General features: G+C 38.5%; 17 protein-coding genes. 12 read left to right on the top strand and 5 right to left on the bottom strand.

Annotation, left to right across the window (positions count from 1 at the left end; all coding sequences use genetic code 11):
- Positions 1-26 precede the first annotated feature (26 nt).
- From ES711_RS01395 to ES711_RS01385, 3 genes are all read left to right on the top strand, one after another.
- Positions 27-1,781 carry an ABC transporter ATP-binding protein gene (locus ES711_RS01395; RefSeq protein ID WP_146888877.1) on the top strand — a complete coding sequence of 585 codons (1,755 nt, stop codon included), beginning with the start codon at positions 27-29 and terminating at the stop codon, positions 1,779-1,781.
- 217 nt (positions 1,782-1,998) lie between these two features.
- On the top strand, positions 1,999-2,388 hold the full coding sequence (locus ES711_RS01390) for a PUR family DNA/RNA-binding protein (protein WP_146888874.1): 390 nt from the start codon (positions 1,999-2,001) through the stop codon (positions 2,386-2,388).
- Positions 2,389-2,486: 98 nt separating this feature from the next.
- On the top strand, positions 2,487-4,994 hold the full coding sequence (locus ES711_RS01385; protein ID WP_146888871.1) for a M14 family metallopeptidase: 2,508 nt from the start codon (positions 2,487-2,489) through the stop codon (positions 4,992-4,994).
- 108 nt (positions 4,995-5,102) lie between these two features.
- Here the strand turns inward: ES711_RS01385 and ES711_RS01380 are convergent, their stop codons facing one another.
- The gene (locus ES711_RS01380; protein WP_146888868.1) at positions 5,103-5,438 is read right to left on the bottom strand and encodes a tRNA-binding protein; all 336 of its coding nucleotides are present in this window, start codon (positions 5,436-5,438) and stop codon (positions 5,103-5,105) included.
- Positions 5,439-5,480: 42 nt separating this feature from the next.
- Between ES711_RS01380 and ES711_RS01375 the strand changes: the two genes are divergently transcribed.
- The 3 genes from ES711_RS01375 (at position 5,481) to ES711_RS01365 (ending at position 8,248) form a co-directional block, all read left to right on the top strand.
- Complete coding sequence (locus ES711_RS01375; protein WP_146888865.1) at positions 5,481-6,041, top strand: thioredoxin family protein; 561 nt, start codon at positions 5,481-5,483, stop codon at positions 6,039-6,041.
- 73 nt (positions 6,042-6,114) lie between these two features.
- A complete protein-coding gene (locus ES711_RS01370; RefSeq protein WP_146888862.1) occupies positions 6,115-7,386 on the top strand; it encodes a hypothetical protein in 1,272 nt (423 codons plus the stop codon).
- A gap of 241 nt (positions 7,387-7,627) precedes the next feature.
- Positions 7,628-8,248 (top strand): hypothetical protein, encoded by a 621-nt coding sequence (locus ES711_RS01365; protein ID WP_146888859.1) that lies wholly within the window; start codon positions 7,628-7,630, stop codon positions 8,246-8,248.
- On the opposite strand, the gene ES711_RS01360 is transcribed toward ES711_RS01365, so the two are convergent.
- Both ES711_RS01360 and ES711_RS01355 read right to left on the bottom strand, forming a co-directional pair.
- A complete protein-coding gene (locus ES711_RS01360) occupies positions 8,235-9,758 on the bottom strand; it encodes a GH3 family domain-containing protein (RefSeq protein ID WP_146888855.1) in 1,524 nt (507 codons plus the stop codon). The two genes, ES711_RS01365 and ES711_RS01360, sit on opposite strands and share 14 nt — an antisense overlap.
- A gap of 27 nt (positions 9,759-9,785) precedes the next feature.
- Complete coding sequence (locus tag ES711_RS01355) at positions 9,786-10,103, bottom strand: four-helix bundle copper-binding protein (protein WP_146888852.1); 318 nt, start codon at positions 10,101-10,103, stop codon at positions 9,786-9,788.
- Positions 10,104-10,243: 140 nt separating this feature from the next.
- On the opposite strand from ES711_RS01355, the gene ES711_RS01350 reads away from it, so the two are divergent.
- The 4 genes from ES711_RS01350 to ES711_RS01335 all read left to right on the top strand — a co-directional run bounded on the left by ES711_RS01350 (position 10,244) and on the right by ES711_RS01335 (position 13,405).
- Complete coding sequence (locus ES711_RS01350; RefSeq protein ID WP_146888850.1) at positions 10,244-11,317, top strand: endonuclease/exonuclease/phosphatase family protein; 1,074 nt, start codon at positions 10,244-10,246, stop codon at positions 11,315-11,317.
- A gap of 105 nt (positions 11,318-11,422) precedes the next feature.
- Positions 11,423-12,091: a lysoplasmalogenase gene (locus tag ES711_RS01345; protein WP_146888847.1), complete on the top strand. Its 669-nt coding sequence runs from the start codon at positions 11,423-11,425 to the stop codon at positions 12,089-12,091.
- Between the two features lie 167 nt (positions 12,092-12,258).
- Entirely contained in the window at positions 12,259-12,753 is a 495-nt protein-coding gene (locus ES711_RS01340) for an RNA polymerase sigma factor (RefSeq protein WP_146888844.1), read from the top strand.
- Positions 12,754-12,757: 4 nt separating this feature from the next.
- Positions 12,758-13,405 (top strand): hypothetical protein, encoded by a 648-nt coding sequence (locus ES711_RS01335; RefSeq protein WP_146888841.1) that lies wholly within the window; start codon positions 12,758-12,760, stop codon positions 13,403-13,405.
- Between the two features lie 20 nt (positions 13,406-13,425).
- On the opposite strand, the gene ES711_RS01330 is transcribed toward ES711_RS01335, so the two are convergent.
- On the bottom strand, positions 13,426-14,262 hold the full coding sequence (locus ES711_RS01330; protein WP_146888839.1) for a lysophospholipid acyltransferase family protein: 837 nt from the start codon (positions 14,260-14,262) through the stop codon (positions 13,426-13,428).
- Positions 14,263-14,351: 89 nt separating this feature from the next.
- On the bottom strand, positions 14,352-14,993 hold the full coding sequence (locus ES711_RS01325; protein WP_146888836.1) for an NUDIX hydrolase: 642 nt from the start codon (positions 14,991-14,993) through the stop codon (positions 14,352-14,354).
- A 6-nt stretch (positions 14,994-14,999) separates the two neighbouring features.
- On the opposite strand from ES711_RS01325, the gene ES711_RS01320 reads away from it, so the two are divergent.
- Together ES711_RS01320 and ES711_RS01315 are read left to right on the top strand one after the other, a co-directional pair.
- Positions 15,000-15,707 carry a peptidylprolyl isomerase gene (locus ES711_RS01320; protein WP_146888834.1) on the top strand — a complete coding sequence of 236 codons (708 nt, stop codon included), beginning with the start codon at positions 15,000-15,002 and terminating at the stop codon, positions 15,705-15,707.
- 61 nt (positions 15,708-15,768) lie between these two features.
- A complete protein-coding gene (locus ES711_RS01315; protein ID WP_146888831.1) occupies positions 15,769-17,928 on the top strand; it encodes a M3 family metallopeptidase in 2,160 nt (719 codons plus the stop codon).

The raw sequence follows: 17,928 nt of genomic DNA, 5'->3' as shown, positions 1-17,928 counted from the left end.
CAACACAAAACGGTTTAGTACATTAAATGAAAGAATTAAAACACGTTAATAAATATTTTTATAAATACAGATACAAGCTGCTCGCAGGAATTTTAATAACCATTGTTGCGCGAATCTTTCTTCTTTTTACGCCTGAATTAGTTGGGAATTCTGTTGATGTGATTGATAATTACAGAAAAGGCATCACCACGGATATTGATGTTGTAAAAAGCGAACTATTGGTTAATATTCTGTACATCGTTGGTGCAGCAATCATAGGTGGAATTTTTACTTTTTTGATGCGTCAGACCATCATTTATGTGTCTCGAGAAATTGAATATGATTTAAAAAACGAGGTGTATCAACAATACCAACGCTTATCTTTAGATTTCTACAAATCTAACCGTACGGGTGACTTAATGAGTAGAATTAGCGAAGATGTCGGCAAAGTCAGAGAATATGCAGGTCCTGCACTTATGTATAGCATCAATACGGCCACCTTATTTATTATTGCTTTAATTTTGATGTTCAGATCCGCTCCAGAGCTTACCTTGTACACCATTATCCCCTTGCCTATTCTCTCCTATTTTATTTATATTTTAAGCAAAAAAATCCATAAGCGCAGTACTATTGTGCAACAATGGCTCTCTAAGTTGTCTACTTTTTCACAAGAAACTTTTAGCGGTATCAGCGTCATCAAATCCTATGGTTTGGAAGGCAGTACCAATGCTGATTTTGACAAGTTGTCAGCAGAGAGCAGGCAAAAAAACATTGATTTGGTTAAAATCCAGGCCTTGTTTTTTCCTTTAATGATCTTTTTAATCGGGTTGAGTAATATCATCGTTATTTATATTGGCGGTAAACAATATATTGATGGTGAAATTGAAAGTTTAGGCGTCATTGCGAAATTTATTATCTACGTCAATTTACTAACCTGGCCTGTAGCCACCGTAGGCTGGGTAACTTCTGTAGTACAACAGGCGGAAGCTTCTCAAAAACGAATCAACGAATTTTTGAAGCAGGAACCAAGCATAAAAAACAACAACCCTGAGCCTTCAAATATTGAGGGACATATTGCCTTTAATAAGGTCAGCTTTACCTATCCGGATACCAATATTCAAGCCTTGAATAATGTGAGCTTTGAGTTGAACAAAGGCGAAACGATGGCTATCATTGGCAAAACAGGCTCTGGAAAATCAACCATTCTCGACCTTATTGGTCGTTTATATGATGTGCAATCAGGTGAGATCACAATTGATGGTACGCCTATTGAAAACCTGAACTTAACGAGTTTAAGAAATAATATGGGCTATGTGCCGCAAGATGCTTTCTTATTCTCCGACAGTATCCGCAATAACATTATGTTTGGAAAAGAGAACGCTACGGAAGAAGAGGTGATTAATGCAGCTAAAAATGCTGATGTCCATAAAAATATTAAAGGCTTTGTCAAGGGTTATGACACTGTTTTGGGCGAGCGCGGTATCACGCTTTCTGGAGGACAAAAACAGCGTATCTCCATTGCGCGCGCCATTATTAAAGCACCTCAAATTTTACTTTTTGATGACTGTTTATCGGCCGTAGATACGGAGACCGAAGAAAAAATCCTCAACAATTTAAAAAGGATTACCCAAGGTAAAACAACCATAATTGTGAGCCATCGTATTTCTTCTGCCAAGGGCGCGGACAAAATTATTGTGTTAGACGATGGTCAAATCCTTCAATCTGGTTCACACGATACGTTAATTGGAGTAGAAGGTTACTATAAAGAACTTTACATTAAACAGTTGACGGAAAACAATTAAGCTATAAGATTTGCTTTTAGCTTTATCATAAAACGTTCAACATGTTGTGCTGATCAAGCGATGAATGCTCAGTAACCGAAGTCCAAACCTTCACTTTTTAACGACTCTCAATTAATTCTTAAAATTTCCTTAAAAGAAATATCAGAAATTGTTGGTTACTATAATTATTTTTTAGATTTTTGGTACGTAAACTGTTACTAATAAAAATAAAAAATCTATGAGTGATCACGGAATGATGGAGAAAGAGGAAATATTCTCTAAGGTATTGCGCGCAGGACGAAGAACCTATTTTTTTGACGTTAGAGCTACCAAAGCTGGAGATTATTACCTTACAATTACTGAGAGTAAAAAATTCACCAATGATGATGGTTCTTTTCACTACAAAAAACATAAAATCTATCTTTACAAAGAAGACTTTAGTGAATTTAATGACATTTTAAAAGAAATGACCGATTATGTCATAAATGAAAAAGGTGACGAAGTCATCAGTGAACGCCACCAAAAAGATTTCAAGAAAGATGAATTTGATTCTGAATCTGAAACGTTGGACGAAGAGCCAATAAAAACTGCAGAAAGCTTTACAAATATCAATTTTGAAGATATTTAAACCACATACATTATGTACTCTATTAAAACCGCTTCCTTAATTAGCGGTTTTTTTATATTTAAACTATACTTATCTTGTACAATTAAGATTTACCGCTTATGAAATTCCTATACCTTTTTATTTTTTTAGTATCCTCCATTAGTGTTGGACAAAATCAAACGGACCTCTCCTATTATTTGCCTCAAAACACCACTTACAATCCAGCCATCCCAACTCCAAAATCCGTCATCGGGCATGATGTTGGCGAATGGCATGTGACGCATGACAAACTGGTTGAATACATGAAGGCCTTAGTGGCGAGCTCCGATAGAATCACTCTAGAAAGCAGAGGCACAACCTTTGAAGGTAGACCTTTAATACTACTCACCATCACAGCGCCAAAAAACCATCAAAATATTGAGGCGATTCGAGAACAGCATCTTGCCGCGACTGAAGCTGATGCCACGGTGGACACGAATAATATGCCAGTTGTTGTTAATCAAGGTTTTTCTATTCACGGTAATGAGCCGAGCGGCTCCAATGCAGCACTTTTAGTAGCCTATTACCTCGCTGCGGCAGAAAGCACTGCCGTAAATGACATGTTAGACACTATGGTCATTTTGTTCGATCCTTCATTTAATCCTGACGGGCTGCAGCGCTTTGCGTATTGGGCAAATTCCAATAGAAACAAAAATTTAAATCCAGATCCTAATGATCGTGAATTTTCTGAAGTGTGGCCTGGCGGAAGGAGCAATCATTACTGGTTTGACATGAACCGAGATTGGTTGCCAGTGCAATTGCCAGAATCGAAAGTGCGCTTAGAAACTTTTCACAAGTGGTTGCCTAATATCTTGACAGACCATCACGAAATGGGCACCAATTCATCCTTCTTTTTTCAGCCAGGCATCCCGAGCAGAACCCATCCTCTAACGCCCAAATTAAATCAGGAATTAACGAGACGCATTGGCGATTTCCATGCCAAAGCGTTGGACAAAATAGGTTCTTTTTATTATACGGAAGAAAGTTTTGACGATTTTTACTATGGAAAAGGATCGACCTTTCCCGATATTAATGGCGGGATCGGAATTCTTTTTGAACAAGCCAGCTCTAGAGGTCACGTTCAGGAAAGTGACAATGGACTCTTGACGTTTCCATTTACCATCCGCAATCAATTTACCGCTGCACTATCAACTTTAGAGGCTGCTGAAAATATGCGCGAGGAACTTTTACAATACCAACATGATTTCTTTAACAATGCCCGCGCTGAAGCAAAAAAAGAAAGTGCTAAGAACATTGTTTTCGGAGATTCGAAAGATGCGGCCAAAACTTATGAATTGGCAGAAATCCTGAGGAGACATCAAATTAAAATCTACGAGCTTAAGGAAGATGCTACTATTGATGGTAAAGCCTTTAAGCGTGGTTACAGCTATGTCATTCCTAAAAATCAAAAGAATACGCGCCTGCTTAATGCCATGTTTGAAAAGCGCACCACCTTTCAGGACAGTTTATTTTACGATATATCCGCATGGACCTTGCCGTTAGCCTTTAATCTCGATTATGCTGATGGGGTTTCAAATTCAAACATGGGTGCTTTGGTGACTGATTTAAAAATGCCAATGGGCCAGGTTGCTGCCCAAAGCAATTACGCATATCTGATGGAGTGGCACGAGTACTACACGCCCAAGGTTTTGAATCAAATTCTTAAAAACGATTTGCGTGCACGCGTGGCCATGAAACAATTTACTACCAACGGAAAAGAATACGATTATGGTACGATCATGATTCCCGTTCAAAATCAATCTAAAAACCCAGACGAACTTTACGCCTTTTTGAAGGAAATAGCCGCTGAAGGTCATGTTCAAATTGATGCCGTAGCCACGGGATTAACGCAAGGTATAGATTTGGGCAGCAACCATTTTAGAGCCTTGAGCCAACCCAAAGTTGCGCTTATTGTTGGTCGTGGTGTATCGCCATATGATGCTGGCGAGATTTGGCATTTGTTAGACCAACGGTACGATATGACTTTAACTAAACTCGATACCGATAATTTAGAGCGCGCAGATTTGACGCGTTATAACACCATCATTTTGCCAAGCGGTAATTTAAGCAAAGGCGCTGCCGAAAAACTAACAGACTGGGTAGAGACTGGCGGGACACTTATTGGCTTTGAAAATGCGGTAAAATGGCTGACAACAAATAAGCTCGTCACATTAGAATTTAAAAAATCAGAGCGGGTTGCAAAAAATGTGACTTTTGAAGACCGGAGCGACTATAACGGCGCACAAGTCATTGGCGGTGCCATCTTTGAAGCGAAATTAGACCGTTCTCACCCCATAAATTTCGGCTATAAAAATGATCGATTACCTTTATTTAGAGGTTCGACCATATTTATGAACCCTGACAAACAGAGCTATAACAACCCCATTCAATACATTAAAAATCCGTTGTTGAGCGGGTATGTGTCAAAATCAAATTTAGATAGTTTAAGTTTGAGCGTTCCGTATCAAATGCAACGCTTAAAACGCGGAAAAGTGGTTGCCTTCACTGACAATACGAATTTCAGAGCCTTTTGGTTTGGCACCAATAAGCTGATGATGAACGCCATCTTTTTTAGAGAGGAATTGTAAATCAAATCAGGAACATCACACACAATCCAAAGTTAAGACAGCCACGTTATAGCGTACATCAGTCGAGCTTTGGATTGTCTATTTAAACTATGTATTTGAGTTTAGGATTTACAGCACCGCCGATCCATTTTGCACCTTGTGCTCCGGATGCAATAAGACCACATCCTTTTCCTTGACCGCTCCAACTACAAGACATTCGCTCATAAATTTTGCAATTTGTTTCCTTGGAAAATTGATAACTGCAACAATTTGTCTGTTTAAGAGATCTTGCTTAGTGTAAATCGTGGTTATTTGAGCAGAAGATTTCTTAACACCTAAGCCTCCAAAGTCAATAACCAATTGATATGCAGGGTTTCTTGCTTCCGGAAAATCAGAGACTTCAATAATAGTCCCGATACGTAAATCTACTTTGGTGAAATCCTCAAAAGTTATTATCTTTTCCATTCTTAAATTTTAAAACAAGTTACAAGATAAAAAAATAATGTTATGGCCAGAACCCCTTCTAATATGTTGCCCTTAGGCACGAAAGCTCCTGACTTTAGATTGCTGGACACAATGAGTGACACAAAGCGTTCTTTAGACAGTTGCAAAGGTCTTAAAGGTACGGTCATTATGTTTATCTGTAATCATTGTCCGTATGTAAAACATGTGAATGCTGAGTTGGTGAAACTAGCCAAAACCTACAAATCGAAAGGGATTGAGTGTATTGCTATTTCTAGTAATGACGTGGTAAACTACCCTCTGGACAGTCCTGAATTGATGAGAAAAAACGGCATAGAAGAAGGTTTTATTTTTCCCTATTTATACGATCAGACCCAAAGCGTCGCAAGAGCTTATAATGCAGCCTGTACACCTGATTTTTATCTTTTTGATGCACGTCTCGAATTATTTTACCGAGGTCAATTAGATGGGTCGAGACCTGGTAATGACATCCCTGTTTCTGGTGAAGATTTAAAAAATGCTTTAAATTTGCTGTTGGATAACCAAGCCCCGCCACAAGATCAAAAACCCAGCTTAGGCTGTAACATTAAATGGCGTAAAGAATAACGAACAGGTTGCCCAATAGGCAGCACCTTGCTGATACAAATGCCTCCATTATATTTACAAATAAGCAACTTTCATGAAAAAAATTATAATAGTTATTGGCGTAGTACTGCTTCTTTTTATCATTTTGCTCTACACCTCATTAAATAGCACGCCTGAAGATTATAAAACTTCAACCATCATCAGTCCGGAAAATATCGAGGACATGAATTTTAAGGATTATGATTCGCTCACCATTGCCGCTAGCACGCTATACGAAGCAAACGATTTGAAAAAGATGATGCAAGGCGAACATTACCGCAAAGCTTGGGCCACGCCACTCAGAGTTAAAGTCGCTTTTTTAGATACACTATTGGGAGGTCTTAAGGTCGTAAAGGAAGGTGGTGGCAACCAGACAAAATCTTTAAAACTTGAAGATAGCATTGGCAATAAATACACCCTAAGAAGCATCAATAAAACACCGGCTCCTTTAGTGCCTGAATTCGCCAAAACCTTAGGTCTTGAGAATATTATCGTCGATGGCATTTCAGCCCAACACCCTTATGCCGCAACAGTGGTTGCAATTTTAGCGGATGCTGCCCACATACATCATACCGACCCAAAGATCTATTTTATTCCTAAACAAGAATCTTTAATGGAATATAATGACGCTTACGGCAACAAACTTTTTGTTTTTGAACACGAGACCGAAAGTGGCACTAATTGGACTTCAGAAGAAAATGTGAGTGAAATTATTGAAACTGACGATTTGCAAGAATTAAAATTAGAACGTGGTGAGAAACTCAAAATTGACGAACGTGCCTTAGTGAGAGCGCGCTTATTCGATTTGGTGATTGGCGATTGGGATAGACATGCCAAACAGTGGGGTTGGATCATAAAAAACACGGATGACGGCCAAGTTGCAATTCCACTCCCCTCGGATAGAGATAATGCCTTTTTTAATATCAGTGGTATTATTCCCAACATTATTGCGAGCAAAAATGTAACGCCAGAAATGCGTCCGTTTCAGGCGGACATCGATTACATGCCTGGTTTGATCCACGATTTTGATGTTTATTTTTTAAAGAGTACCCCAGAAACTGTGTTCGTTGAGGAAGCAAAAAAGCTACAGAACCTCTTGACAGACGCCGTTATTAAAAAGGCACTGCGTCAGTGGCCAGCCGAAATTTATGAATTGGACGGGAAAGCTATCGAAAAGAAACTTAAAAGCAGGAGAGCTGAATTGCTCACCTATGCCAAAGCATTTAAACGCATTCTGGATGAGAAAGATTATCCAACAAAAGTATTAAAAGGCTCAGAGGATGTCGAGTTTAACGGGCATTACCTCAAATGCTTTGAGTGCTATTAGGCATCCTCAGAATAGGACATAAAAAAAACGGTCAAAAACCGTCTTTTTCAAATAAATTGGGGCAAAAATTGATAATCAGTGGGGACTGATATATGCTACTTTTGTAGTGCAAAAATATTATAATAGAGCACAGGAGTGTATCGCTAAACATACAGACTTTAACGGTATGCCTATTTCGTTAAATAAAAGCAAAACCTTCACTGTTTTCTTTAAAATAAATGTATTTTAAAGTTTCCACCCTATGAAACACTTTATATATTTATTTTTAAGTATGACCATGTCAATGAACGCACAACACATTATACCCAATTCAATTACTAATGAAGTCCAAACCGCATTAGAGTTTTACCCGGAACTTAAAGACACCCCAATTGAATTTCGATTTAAATCGAAAATCAAAAAATCTACCATGCAGGCCAGACCAAAATTTGGCAGCTTCTTTAGAAGTCGGAAAAACAGGGAATATGTGATTTTAATAAGTGAATCCTTTAAAATTGCGGACAAAGAATTTCTGACCGTACATATTCCATCAGACATTTTGATTGGTTGGATTGGCCACGAATTGGGACATGTGATGGATTACACCAATAGAAACAAACTCAATTTGATTTGGTTTGGCATTAAATACCTCTTATCAGATAACCATATTGTGGAAGCTGAACGTGCGGCAGATACCTATGCCGTGCAACACAACATGGAAGAATACATACTTAAAACGAAAGAGTTTATTTTAAATAATGCAGACATCCATGAAGCCTATAAACTTAGGATAAAGAAATATTATCTATCTCCAGAGGAAATTATGGACGTTATAGAAAAACGCAATGATGAACTGAAAGAAACTGAAACTATTGTGCAGTAACAAATTCTTCCCATTCTTTAAATTTATCTTCCTTCATCACACGTTCCATTTTCACTTGCCCACCTTTTTTCTTATTGGCGCCACTCCATTCATGAAACACAGTAGGGGCAATTGTAGTTACTCTCACGCCTTTTAAAGCTTTGCTTCGAGCTACCTTGTAATTCTTATTAGCGTCCTTTAAAAAGCTATCTAAACGAGCTGAGATCTCTTCTTCATTGAGTTGATCGTCAGTCCCAATATACCAACAGTGGTAAAATTCGCCATCTTCACAGCGTTTTGCACAAATTGTATATTCAGGAATTTTAGTAGCGAATTCACTTTCGAGGTGCTTCATAGCATCATCCATTTTATTGACTGAAAGTTGCGACCCAACAGTGTTCAGGAAGAATTTGGTGCGTCCAGTAATAATAATTTCGGCGCGCTCAACATCCGTAAAAGCAATAGTATCTCCAATTTCATAGCGCCAAGCACCACTAACGGTACTCATAATGAGCACATAGTCCTGATCTGTAGTAACCTCTGCCAAAGTTACTGATGGCGCATCATGCACCAACGAACCATCTTCATTGATGTACTCGGGTTTAAAAGGTACAAATTCAAAATAAACCCCCTCATCTGTGACCAATTTCATGGAAGCGGTCTCTGGGCGTGATTGAAACGCCACAAAACCTTCAGATGCTAAATACGTATCAATTACAGTAATTGGGCGCCCCATTAAAGCATTAAAGCTTTTTTCGTACGGACCAAAAGCAACACCTCCAGAGGTGTAGACCTGAAGATTAGGCCAAATCTCGTGAATATTATTTAGGTTGTGATGACTGATCACCTTTTGTAACATGAGTTCAATCCACGACGGGATGCCACTCAACGCGCCAATGTCCCAATTCTCGGCATTTTCTGCAATCCGCTGTACACGCGCATCCCAATCGTCAATCTTGGCGATATCTTCACCCGGTTTGTAATAGGATTTGAACCAAAATGGAATATTACTAGCGCTAATACCACTAATCTCACCTTCCAAATGATCGTTATGCTGCTGCAATTCTGTTGAACTGCCCAACATCATGATTTCCTTTTCGAAAAAATCGGCCGGAAAATCGAAATTACTTAAAGCAAAAACTTGCTGAATACCCGTTTGCTTAATGGCATCAATCATGTCATCCGTCACCGGAATACGTTTGCTCGATTTACCGGTTGTACCAGAGCTGAGCGCAAAATATTTTGGATGCCCAGGCCAGGTCACATCTTCTTCACCATCTTGCAATCTGTGCCACCACTCTTCTTGAATTTTGTTGTAATCGAAATAAGGCACTGCCTTTGCGAACGCTTTTTCAGGATGTTCAGCATCTAAAATGGACTGAAAATCATAATGCGTTCCAAAGGCGGTGTCTTTCGCCTTTGATAACAGTTTATTTAAAACAGCCTGTTGTTCTTTTATTGGATTATGTTCTGAGGAAAAGGATTCTTTGACATCAATAAAACCTTTGATGATGTTACCAAGTATTGCCATAAGTTATGTATAGGTTTAAAAATAAAATTAAGCGGCCATTTTTCTGCACTCTTCAGCACATTGTCTACATGATTCTGCACAAATTTGGCAATGCTCATGATCGTGTTGGCTGCACTGTTCTGCACACCATTCGCATATTTCTGCACATAGTTTACAATAGGCTGCGGCGTGCTCGCTATCTGCTGACATCATTTTGATGCTGACCAAACAGGCATCTATACATTCTACGCAACACTTTGGACAATCGTTCATACTTGATTTGCCCGCCATTTCAATCAGGCAATTTTGACAGTCTACCAAACATTTTTGGCAAGCCTCAATACACTTTTGATATGCTGTTTTCATAATAGAAAATTTATTGCAATTTCACAATTTTCGTATATTAAGGGTATTTCAATTGCTAAAAGATTTAACGCTAAACCTTTATTTGAAATTTTTTCTGCACAGGTTAAATTTTTATAGTTAATTTGAATCAAATTTCAGATATGCTCTTAAAAAAAATTTTAATAGGCTTCGGCATTATTGCTATTGTATTTACGCTAATCCCTTTAATTCCTTCTGATTACTGGTGGATTCGAATGTTCGATTTTCCTCATATCCAATTAACAAGCTTAACTTTTGTTGCGATTCTTATCTATCTCATAAAATTCGATTTTAAAAATATCAAAGATTATGTGTTTATTGGGTTGTTGATAGGCTGCTTTATATTTCAATTTATTAAGATTGTACCCTATACGTTCTTGTACAAGAAAGAAGTTATGGATGCTTCGACAAATAGAGAATACCCAACTATTAAACTCCTAACGGCAAATGTGTTACAGAAAAACGAACATGATGATGGCTTAAAAGCAATCATTAAAGAACTGGATGCAGACATTATGGTATTTACCGAAGCCAATACCAGATGGCGCGATGCTATAGCTCAAACGGTTACCGGCACTTATAAATACAAAGTGGAGCTTCCGCTCGATAATACGTATGGAATTTTGATGTATTCTAAATTAGAACTCGTTAATCCGGAGGTAAAATTTATGGTTACTGATTCTATCCCGTCCATTCATAGCAAAGTACGTATGCCCCAAGGCGATCTTGCGCAATTGTATGCCATTCACCCTACGCCACCAATGCCCCAAGAAAACCCCCTATCTACTGATCGAGACGCAGAATTGATGATGATCTCAGAATTAGCACGCAATTCTAGACTACCAGTTATAGTTTTGGGCGATTTTAATGATGTGGCTTGGTCTCCGACTACACTTCTATTCCAAGACACGAGCGAATTGCTCGATGTTCGCGTAGGACGTGGATTCTACAGTACATTTGATGCTAACAAGCACCTCTTCCGTTGGCCCTTAGATCATATTTTTGTGTCTCCAGAATTTAGACTGGCCGATTTGCAAGTGGGGAATTCAATAGATTCGGATCATTTCCCACTATACGTCGAACTATCCTATGAACCAGAACAAGCAAAACAGCAACTCCCTAAACCCGTTACTAAAGAACAATTAGAAAAAGCCCAAGAACAATTAGACAAACTAAAAAAGAAGCAACAGCAATAAACTTTAAGCTTTTTTTTAAAATCAAATGTTCGGATTTAGGCTTCTTGAAGAGAAAGTGAGCGAGAAAACTCGACCAATCTAGCTTCTACCATAAATTTTCAACCCATGTTAACTATAACCGACAAACAATTTGCCTTCATTTTCAGCTGCCTTCTTAGTGCTGAGCTTATTTGCGGCAGCATCGCCAGCCTAGCAACTTTCCACTATATTACAAAGCCCTCTTTACTCATAAGCCTCTTAATTTATTTCTACACTCAAAGTAAAAGTTTAAACACTACAACAAGATTGATCACATTGCTGGCTTTGGGCTGCTCTTTATTGGGGGATGTATTTTTAATGTTCGACGACCGTTTTGCCATTTATTTCATCTTAGGACTACTCTCCTTTTTATTGGCCCATGTATTTTACTCCATCGTTTTCTTAAAAAATAGAAATGTAAATCGAAATGCGTTTGGCCTAAGTTTAATTTTATTGCTCTATGCTTTGGGATTTTTCTATCTCCTAAAAAACAGTTTAGGCCATTTGCTGATTCCGGTTATCATATACATGATCGTCATTTTAGCTATGGTCATCACCTCTTATTTACGAAGCGGAAAATTGAGTCAGTTAAGCTTCATTCTGGTTTTTATTGGCGCACTATTATTTGCAATTTCAGATAGCATTTTGGCTTTGAATAAATTTTATATGCCCATTCATTTTTCAGCACTATTTATTATGTTGACCTACGGCTTAGCACAATATTTAATTGTTTTAGGCCTCTTAAAACAGCGATAGCTTTTGTCAATACCTATACGTTTAATTATTAACGATGAGACATTTACATTATATATTATAAAGCTTTAATTTAATATAAACTATTTTAAATTTTATCTGAAAAGAATTTAAATTTCTTGTAACAAATAGAATGATTGTACTACTAACACTCTAACTAACTACCCGATTTGGACAAAGAATTAGAACATAATTTTGTCGCGTTGCTAGAGGAGCATCAGAACATTGTGCACAAGGTTTGTAGACTTTATACAAACCACAGAGAAGCGCACAATGATTTGTTTCAGGAAATAACCATACAGTTATGGAAGGCCTACCCAAAGTTTCGTGGCGATGCAAAATTCAGCACTTGGATGTATCGTGTTGGCTTAAATACAGCCATCACCTTGTATCGAAAATCTAAGCGCACCATCAATACTTATGAATTAGAAACATACCAGTTTAAACTCAGCGCGGAAGAATATGACGACACTGAAGAACAGCAATTGAAGCTGCTCTATGACGCCGTTCGCCAGCTGAACGATATTGAGAAAGCGCTTGTATTTCTCTATTTAGAAGATAAAGATTACAAAGAAATTAGTGACACCTTGGGAATTAGCGAGGTGAATGCCAGAGTGAAAATGAACAGGATCAAAAACAAATTAAGAACAATACTTAATCCGTAAGCTTATGGATGAATTAGAACTATTAAAAAAACATTGGCAAAAAGACGGGGCCCAATACCCTCATGTCTCTGCCAATGCTATATATAAAATGATCCTAAAAAGATCATCGTCCATCGTTAAATGGGTGCTCATAATTAGCCTGTTGGAGTTTGGTCTCTGGACTGGCTTAGCCCTATTTTTTAAAGGCTCTAAAAGCACACAAAATTTTGATAAGCTGGACTCGGACTTTCTTCTTATCCCCTTAAGTGTATTAGGCTACGTGATCTTAGCTTATTTCTTTTACTTATTCTATAGAAACTACAGGCGTATCTCGGTAACGGATAACGCTAAAATACTTATGGAAAACATCCTTAGGACACGTCGTACCGTTAAAAACTACGTGCTTTTTAATCTGCTGTTTATGGTAGCCTCATTTGCTGCCGTGCTCTATATTGAGTTCGATCAAGATCAAGCACTCATAAGAAGGGCTCAAGTGGCCGCTGCAAATGGAGAAGTCTTTATGTTTTATGGTAAGATCATTTTAATGGTTGCGGGTGTAATCGCCGTATTTGCGGGCGTATTGTTATTCTTCTATTGGCTGATTTATGGACTGTTGCTCAGGAAATTAAATAGAAATTATAAGGAATTAAAGAAATTGGAAATGCTGTCTTAGGGATAGATCATTCCTTTTCTTTAACTTCTTCTATCTTCCTTTTCTTTAACTTCTTCTATCTTCCATTTACGAAGCTTGTTCAACTCTTGCTGCGCCATAATCTCTGCTTGAGGTATAACCTTTAAGAATGACGGGTGCTGTTCAATTGCATACTCAATCTTCTCTACAATCTGCTCGATAGTTTCGTTCTCGTAATCGATGACTAACGGCGCCTTAATCTCCATAGATTGAAGAATATTCTTTTTCTTAATGCGAATTCCCTTTTTATCGAATGAACGTCTAAAGCCGTCAATTACAATAGGGACCACAATAGGCTTATAGCGTTTAATGATGTGCGCAGTACCCTTTCTAATAGGCTTAAATGGCGTTGTAGTGCCTTGCGGAAATGTGATTACCCAACCATCATCCAATGCTTTAGATATTGCTGTAATATCACTCATCTTAACTTGGCGATTAACCTCCTGACCTTGCGCTCTCCAGGTGCGCTCAATGCTGATTGATCCTACATAAGCTAGGATTTTAGGCAACAAGCCAGATTTCATGGTCTCCTTTGCCGCAACGTAGTAGATGTTCAGTTTCGGATTCCACAGGTAGCCAATATTTTTGATGTTGTCATCCCGATCACTTAAACTCGCATTGAACACGTGAAACATCGCCACAACATCAGCAAAATAAGTCTGATGATTGGAAATGAAGAGCACATTGGTGTCCGGCAAATTCTTAATGATTTCAGAACCGTCTATTTGAAGTTCGTTAAAACCTCTAAAACGCCTATGCGTTAAGGCACCCAAGATACGGATGAGCCATTTTTTCACGAAAAGTATATGTCCAAAAGGGTTTTTCTTAAATAATCCCATTATTTCTTTTTATGAATTATGATTTGCTGACAGCATTACAAAGGCCTTTTCAGCAGATTCTAGAAAACAAATTTAATAAAAACCGTCACTTAGAGCACAGTTTTTAACAAGTCTTTTATTTCGCTCAACATCATGGCCGTGGCGCCCCACACCGTATGTCCGTTTAATTTAAAGACAGGCACCTCAACTTGTTGCTTCAAAGAGGTCATTATCATTTGTGACGTTACATGATTATCGTTAATGAAGTCTCTGAAATTCACTTCAATAAGATCTTCAACTTCATCGTCTTGTTTAAGAAATGTAGGCGTCTCCTTAGCGATGCCTAAAAAAGGATATACCGTAAAATTACTGGGTGGAATATATAAACTTGTCATTTGTTTTAATACGGTTATCATTCCTAATGGCACACCAACTTCTTCAAATGTTTCTCGTAAAGCCGCGTATTCGATGGATGGATCGTCAGCTTCCAGTTTACCGCCAGGAAAACCTACCTGTGCCGAATGCACCCCTCTGTAGGTTTTTCTCAAGATTAACATCAACTTTGTATTCTGTTCTCTATCTGGATAAAATAAAGCCATCACCCCTGCCTGCTTGGCTGTTTTCATAGCTTCTTCTTGCTGCCTAATCAATATATTACGGTACGGCGGGGACATTTTAAACTGCGATTCTTGGCCGGGAAGTGGAATATGTTCTATTTTTGAAATAGATTTTAAAAATGTTTCAAAATTCATTTAGTCATGAGAATTTTAATGTGCATTGGCGTTTTTTTCATTTTTCTTAATTGTGAAGATAAACAATCCCGTCAAAAAGTAAACAATTCACCATCAGATTCCTTAGCTACCCAGACTTCTCAGGCCGCAAAAAAGTCAGACAAAAAGCCTGAACGCCAATACCCAAAACTCACCGATAAAAACGCGATGGACTTCTTTCTAGAGTTCGAGAAGGAACACAAAGAGAATAAGGTGCGCATTACTACCGATTTTGGAACCATTGATATTTTGCTATTTAACGAAACCAAGTTTCACCGTGCCAATTTTATCTTTTTAACCAAGCAAAAATATTTTAACAATACTCAATTCTACCGTATTGTTAATAATTTCATCATTCAAGGCGGCAGTAGTGACGACATGTCGATTGCTGAGCGACGCCAAAAAATAGGACAATATCTACTTCCTACGGATACCAATCGCGGATTTCAACATGACCGCGGCGTCGTGAGTATGCCGAGCAGCGAGATAGAAAACCCATATAAACTAGCTTCTCCTTATCAGTTTTTCATCGTTCAGAAGCCTGGAGGCGCCCATCATTTAGATGGTGACTATACTGTTTTTGGCCGCGTTACAGAAGGGATGGACGTTGTAGACACCATAGCTTCCCAGGAAACAGATGGTTCTGAATGGCCATTACATAACATCTACATCAGGAACGTGGAAATTATAGATTAATTAAGAAATTTCAGTCTTTAATTCAATATCTTGGAAACTTTAAAAATCAACACTATAACCAATGACAAAACACAATTTCAGACACATTAAAACCTTGAGTTTATGTGCGCTAATTGCCTTTACGACCAGTTGTAAGGACGACGAAAAAAAACAAGACACTATGGCGAAAAACGAAAACATTCTGCTGCAAGAATGGACCGGTCCTTTTGATGGCGTTCCGGCTTTTGACAAAATGAACGTCAAAGATGTGAAGGAAGCTGTAGAAAGAGGCATGGAACTCGGCTTGAAGGACATTGAAAAAATTGCCAACAACCCAGAACCTCCTACATTTGAAAACACTATTGCCGCTATGGAGCGCTCTGGCAAAGAACTTGACCGCGTGTTTACCTACTACGGTATCTTAAGCAGCAACATGTCATCTCCTGAATTTAGAGACATCCAAACAGAATTAGCTCCTAAACTATCAGACTACAATTCTAAAATTTCTCAAAACGAGAAGCTGTTCCAAAGAATTAAAGCGGTTTATGATGCGTCACAAACCACGTCTTTAGAAGATGACCAACAGCGTGTTGTTGACTTAACTTACAAGAGCTTTGAAATGAACGGCGCTAATTTAGATGCTGAGAAAAAGAAACGTTATGCCGAAATCAATAAGGAACTATCTTCCATCTACACAAAGTTCTCCAACAATGTTTTGCATGATGAAGAAAACTATGTAACGTATCTGAATGAAGATCAATTGGGAGGTCTCTCAGAATCTTTTACTAAATCTGCAGCAAAGATAGCTTCGGATAAAGGTCAAGACGGCAAATACGCCATTACCAATACCCGATCTTCCATGGATCCATTTTTAACCTATTCTACGGAACGTGAATTGCGAAAAAAAGTATGGAACAACTACTACTCTCGTGGCGATAACGGCGACGAATTTGATAACAATGAGTTAATTGCCCAAATTCTGAAACTACGTAAAGAGCGTGTAGGATTAATGGGTTACGATAATTACGCTGAATGGCGCTTGCAAGACAGAATGGCGAAAACGCCAGAAAATGCCATGGATTTAATGATGGCGGTTTGGCCTGCGGCTATTGCAAGAGTTAAGGAAGAAGTGGCTGACATGCAAGCTGTAGCAAATGCTAATGGCGATAACATCACCATTGAACCTTGGGACTATCGCTACTACGCTGAAAAAGTACGTCAGAAAAAATATGATCTAGACAGCGAAGAAGTAAAACAATACCTTCAACTAGACAAATTGACCCAAGCCTTATTTTATACGGCTGGTCGCCTATTTAATTATGAATTTACGCCTGTTGCTGAAGGCTCGGTTCCTGTGTTCCACGACGATGTGAAAGTTTGGGAAGTGACTGATAAAGATTCAGGTAAACATATTGGCTTATGGTATTTAGACCCATTTGCTCGCGAAGGAAAACGCTCTGGCGCTTGGGCAACAACCTACAGAAGCCACACCACTTATGATGGCCCTGAAACTGTATTAGCTTCCAACAACTCTAACTTTGTAAAACCAGCTCCTGGCGAGCCTGTTTTAGTATCTTGGGATGACGCTACAACCTTTTTCCATGAGTTTGGACATGCACTCCACTTCTTCTCGTCTAACGTAAAATATCCTACCTTAAATGGAGGCGTAAGAGATTACACGGAATTCCAATCGCAATTATTAGAGCGCTGGTTGTCTACAGATGAAGTGATCAATCAATTTTTGGTACATTATAAAACTGGAGAACCTATTCCTGCTGCATTGGTTGAGAAAATCAAAAAAGCATCGACATTTAATCAAGGTTTTGGTACCACTGAATACTTGGCATCCGCATTAATCGACATGAAATTGCATTTAGCGGATCCTGAGAATATTGATATTGACAAATTTGAACGGGAAACCTTAAAAGAACTGAATATGCCAAAAGAATTGGTGATGCGTCACAGAACGCCACAGTTTGGACACGTGTTTTCTGGTGAAGGATATGCAACGGCCTACTACGGGTATATGTGGGCTGATGTATTGACCAGTGATGCGTCAGAAGCATTTAAAGAAGCTCCGGGCGGTTTTTATGATGCAGATGTTGCTAAGAAATTAGTTAACTATTTGTTTGCACCTAGAAACTCTATGGATCCTGCAGAAGCGTATCGCTTATTTAGAGGTCGTGATGCTAAAATTGAAGCTTTAATGAAAGATCGCGGCTTTCCAGTTCCGAAAAAATAA

The sequence above is a fragment of the Gelidibacter salicanalis genome, from assembly GCF_007997285.1.
In the GTDB taxonomy this organism is placed as follows: Bacteria; Bacteroidota; Bacteroidia; order Flavobacteriales; family Flavobacteriaceae; genus Gelidibacter; species Gelidibacter salicanalis.
The sequence above is the reverse complement of the archived record's forward strand: the minus strand, read 5'-3'. Positions and strand labels throughout refer to the sequence as shown.

Coding starts and splice junctions, on each gene's coding strand:
- ES711_RS01395 (WP_146888877.1), top strand. CDS start 27: ATGAAAGAATTAAAACACGTTAATAAATATTTTTATAAATACAGATAC.
- ES711_RS01390 (WP_146888874.1), top strand. CDS start 1,999: ATGAGTGATCACGGAATGATGGAGAAAGAGGAAATATTCTCTAAGGTA.
- ES711_RS01385 (WP_146888871.1), top strand. CDS start 2,487: ATGAAATTCCTATACCTTTTTATTTTTTTAGTATCCTCCATTAGTGTT.
- ES711_RS01380 (WP_146888868.1), bottom strand. CDS start 5,438: ATGGAAAAGATAATAACTTTTGAGGATTTCACCAAAGTAGATTTACGT.
- ES711_RS01375 (WP_146888865.1), top strand. CDS start 5,481: ATGGCCAGAACCCCTTCTAATATGTTGCCCTTAGGCACGAAAGCTCCT.
- ES711_RS01370 (WP_146888862.1), top strand. CDS start 6,115: ATGAAAAAAATTATAATAGTTATTGGCGTAGTACTGCTTCTTTTTATC.
- ES711_RS01365 (WP_146888859.1), top strand. CDS start 7,628: ATGAAACACTTTATATATTTATTTTTAAGTATGACCATGTCAATGAAC.
- ES711_RS01360 (WP_146888855.1), bottom strand. CDS start 9,758: ATGGCAATACTTGGTAACATCATCAAAGGTTTTATTGATGTCAAAGAA.
- ES711_RS01355 (WP_146888852.1), bottom strand. CDS start 10,103: ATGAAAACAGCATATCAAAAGTGTATTGAGGCTTGCCAAAAATGTTTG.
- ES711_RS01350 (WP_146888850.1), top strand. CDS start 10,244: ATGCTCTTAAAAAAAATTTTAATAGGCTTCGGCATTATTGCTATTGTA.
- ES711_RS01345 (WP_146888847.1), top strand. CDS start 11,423: ATGTTAACTATAACCGACAAACAATTTGCCTTCATTTTCAGCTGCCTT.
- ES711_RS01335 (WP_146888841.1), top strand. CDS start 12,758: ATGGATGAATTAGAACTATTAAAAAAACATTGGCAAAAAGACGGGGCC.
- ES711_RS01330 (WP_146888839.1), bottom strand. CDS start 14,262: ATGGGATTATTTAAGAAAAACCCTTTTGGACATATACTTTTCGTGAAA.
- ES711_RS01325 (WP_146888836.1), bottom strand. CDS start 14,993: ATGAATTTTGAAACATTTTTAAAATCTATTTCAAAAATAGAACATATT.
- ES711_RS01320 (WP_146888834.1), top strand. CDS start 15,000: ATGAGAATTTTAATGTGCATTGGCGTTTTTTTCATTTTTCTTAATTGT.
- ES711_RS01315 (WP_146888831.1), top strand. CDS start 15,769: ATGACAAAACACAATTTCAGACACATTAAAACCTTGAGTTTATGTGCG.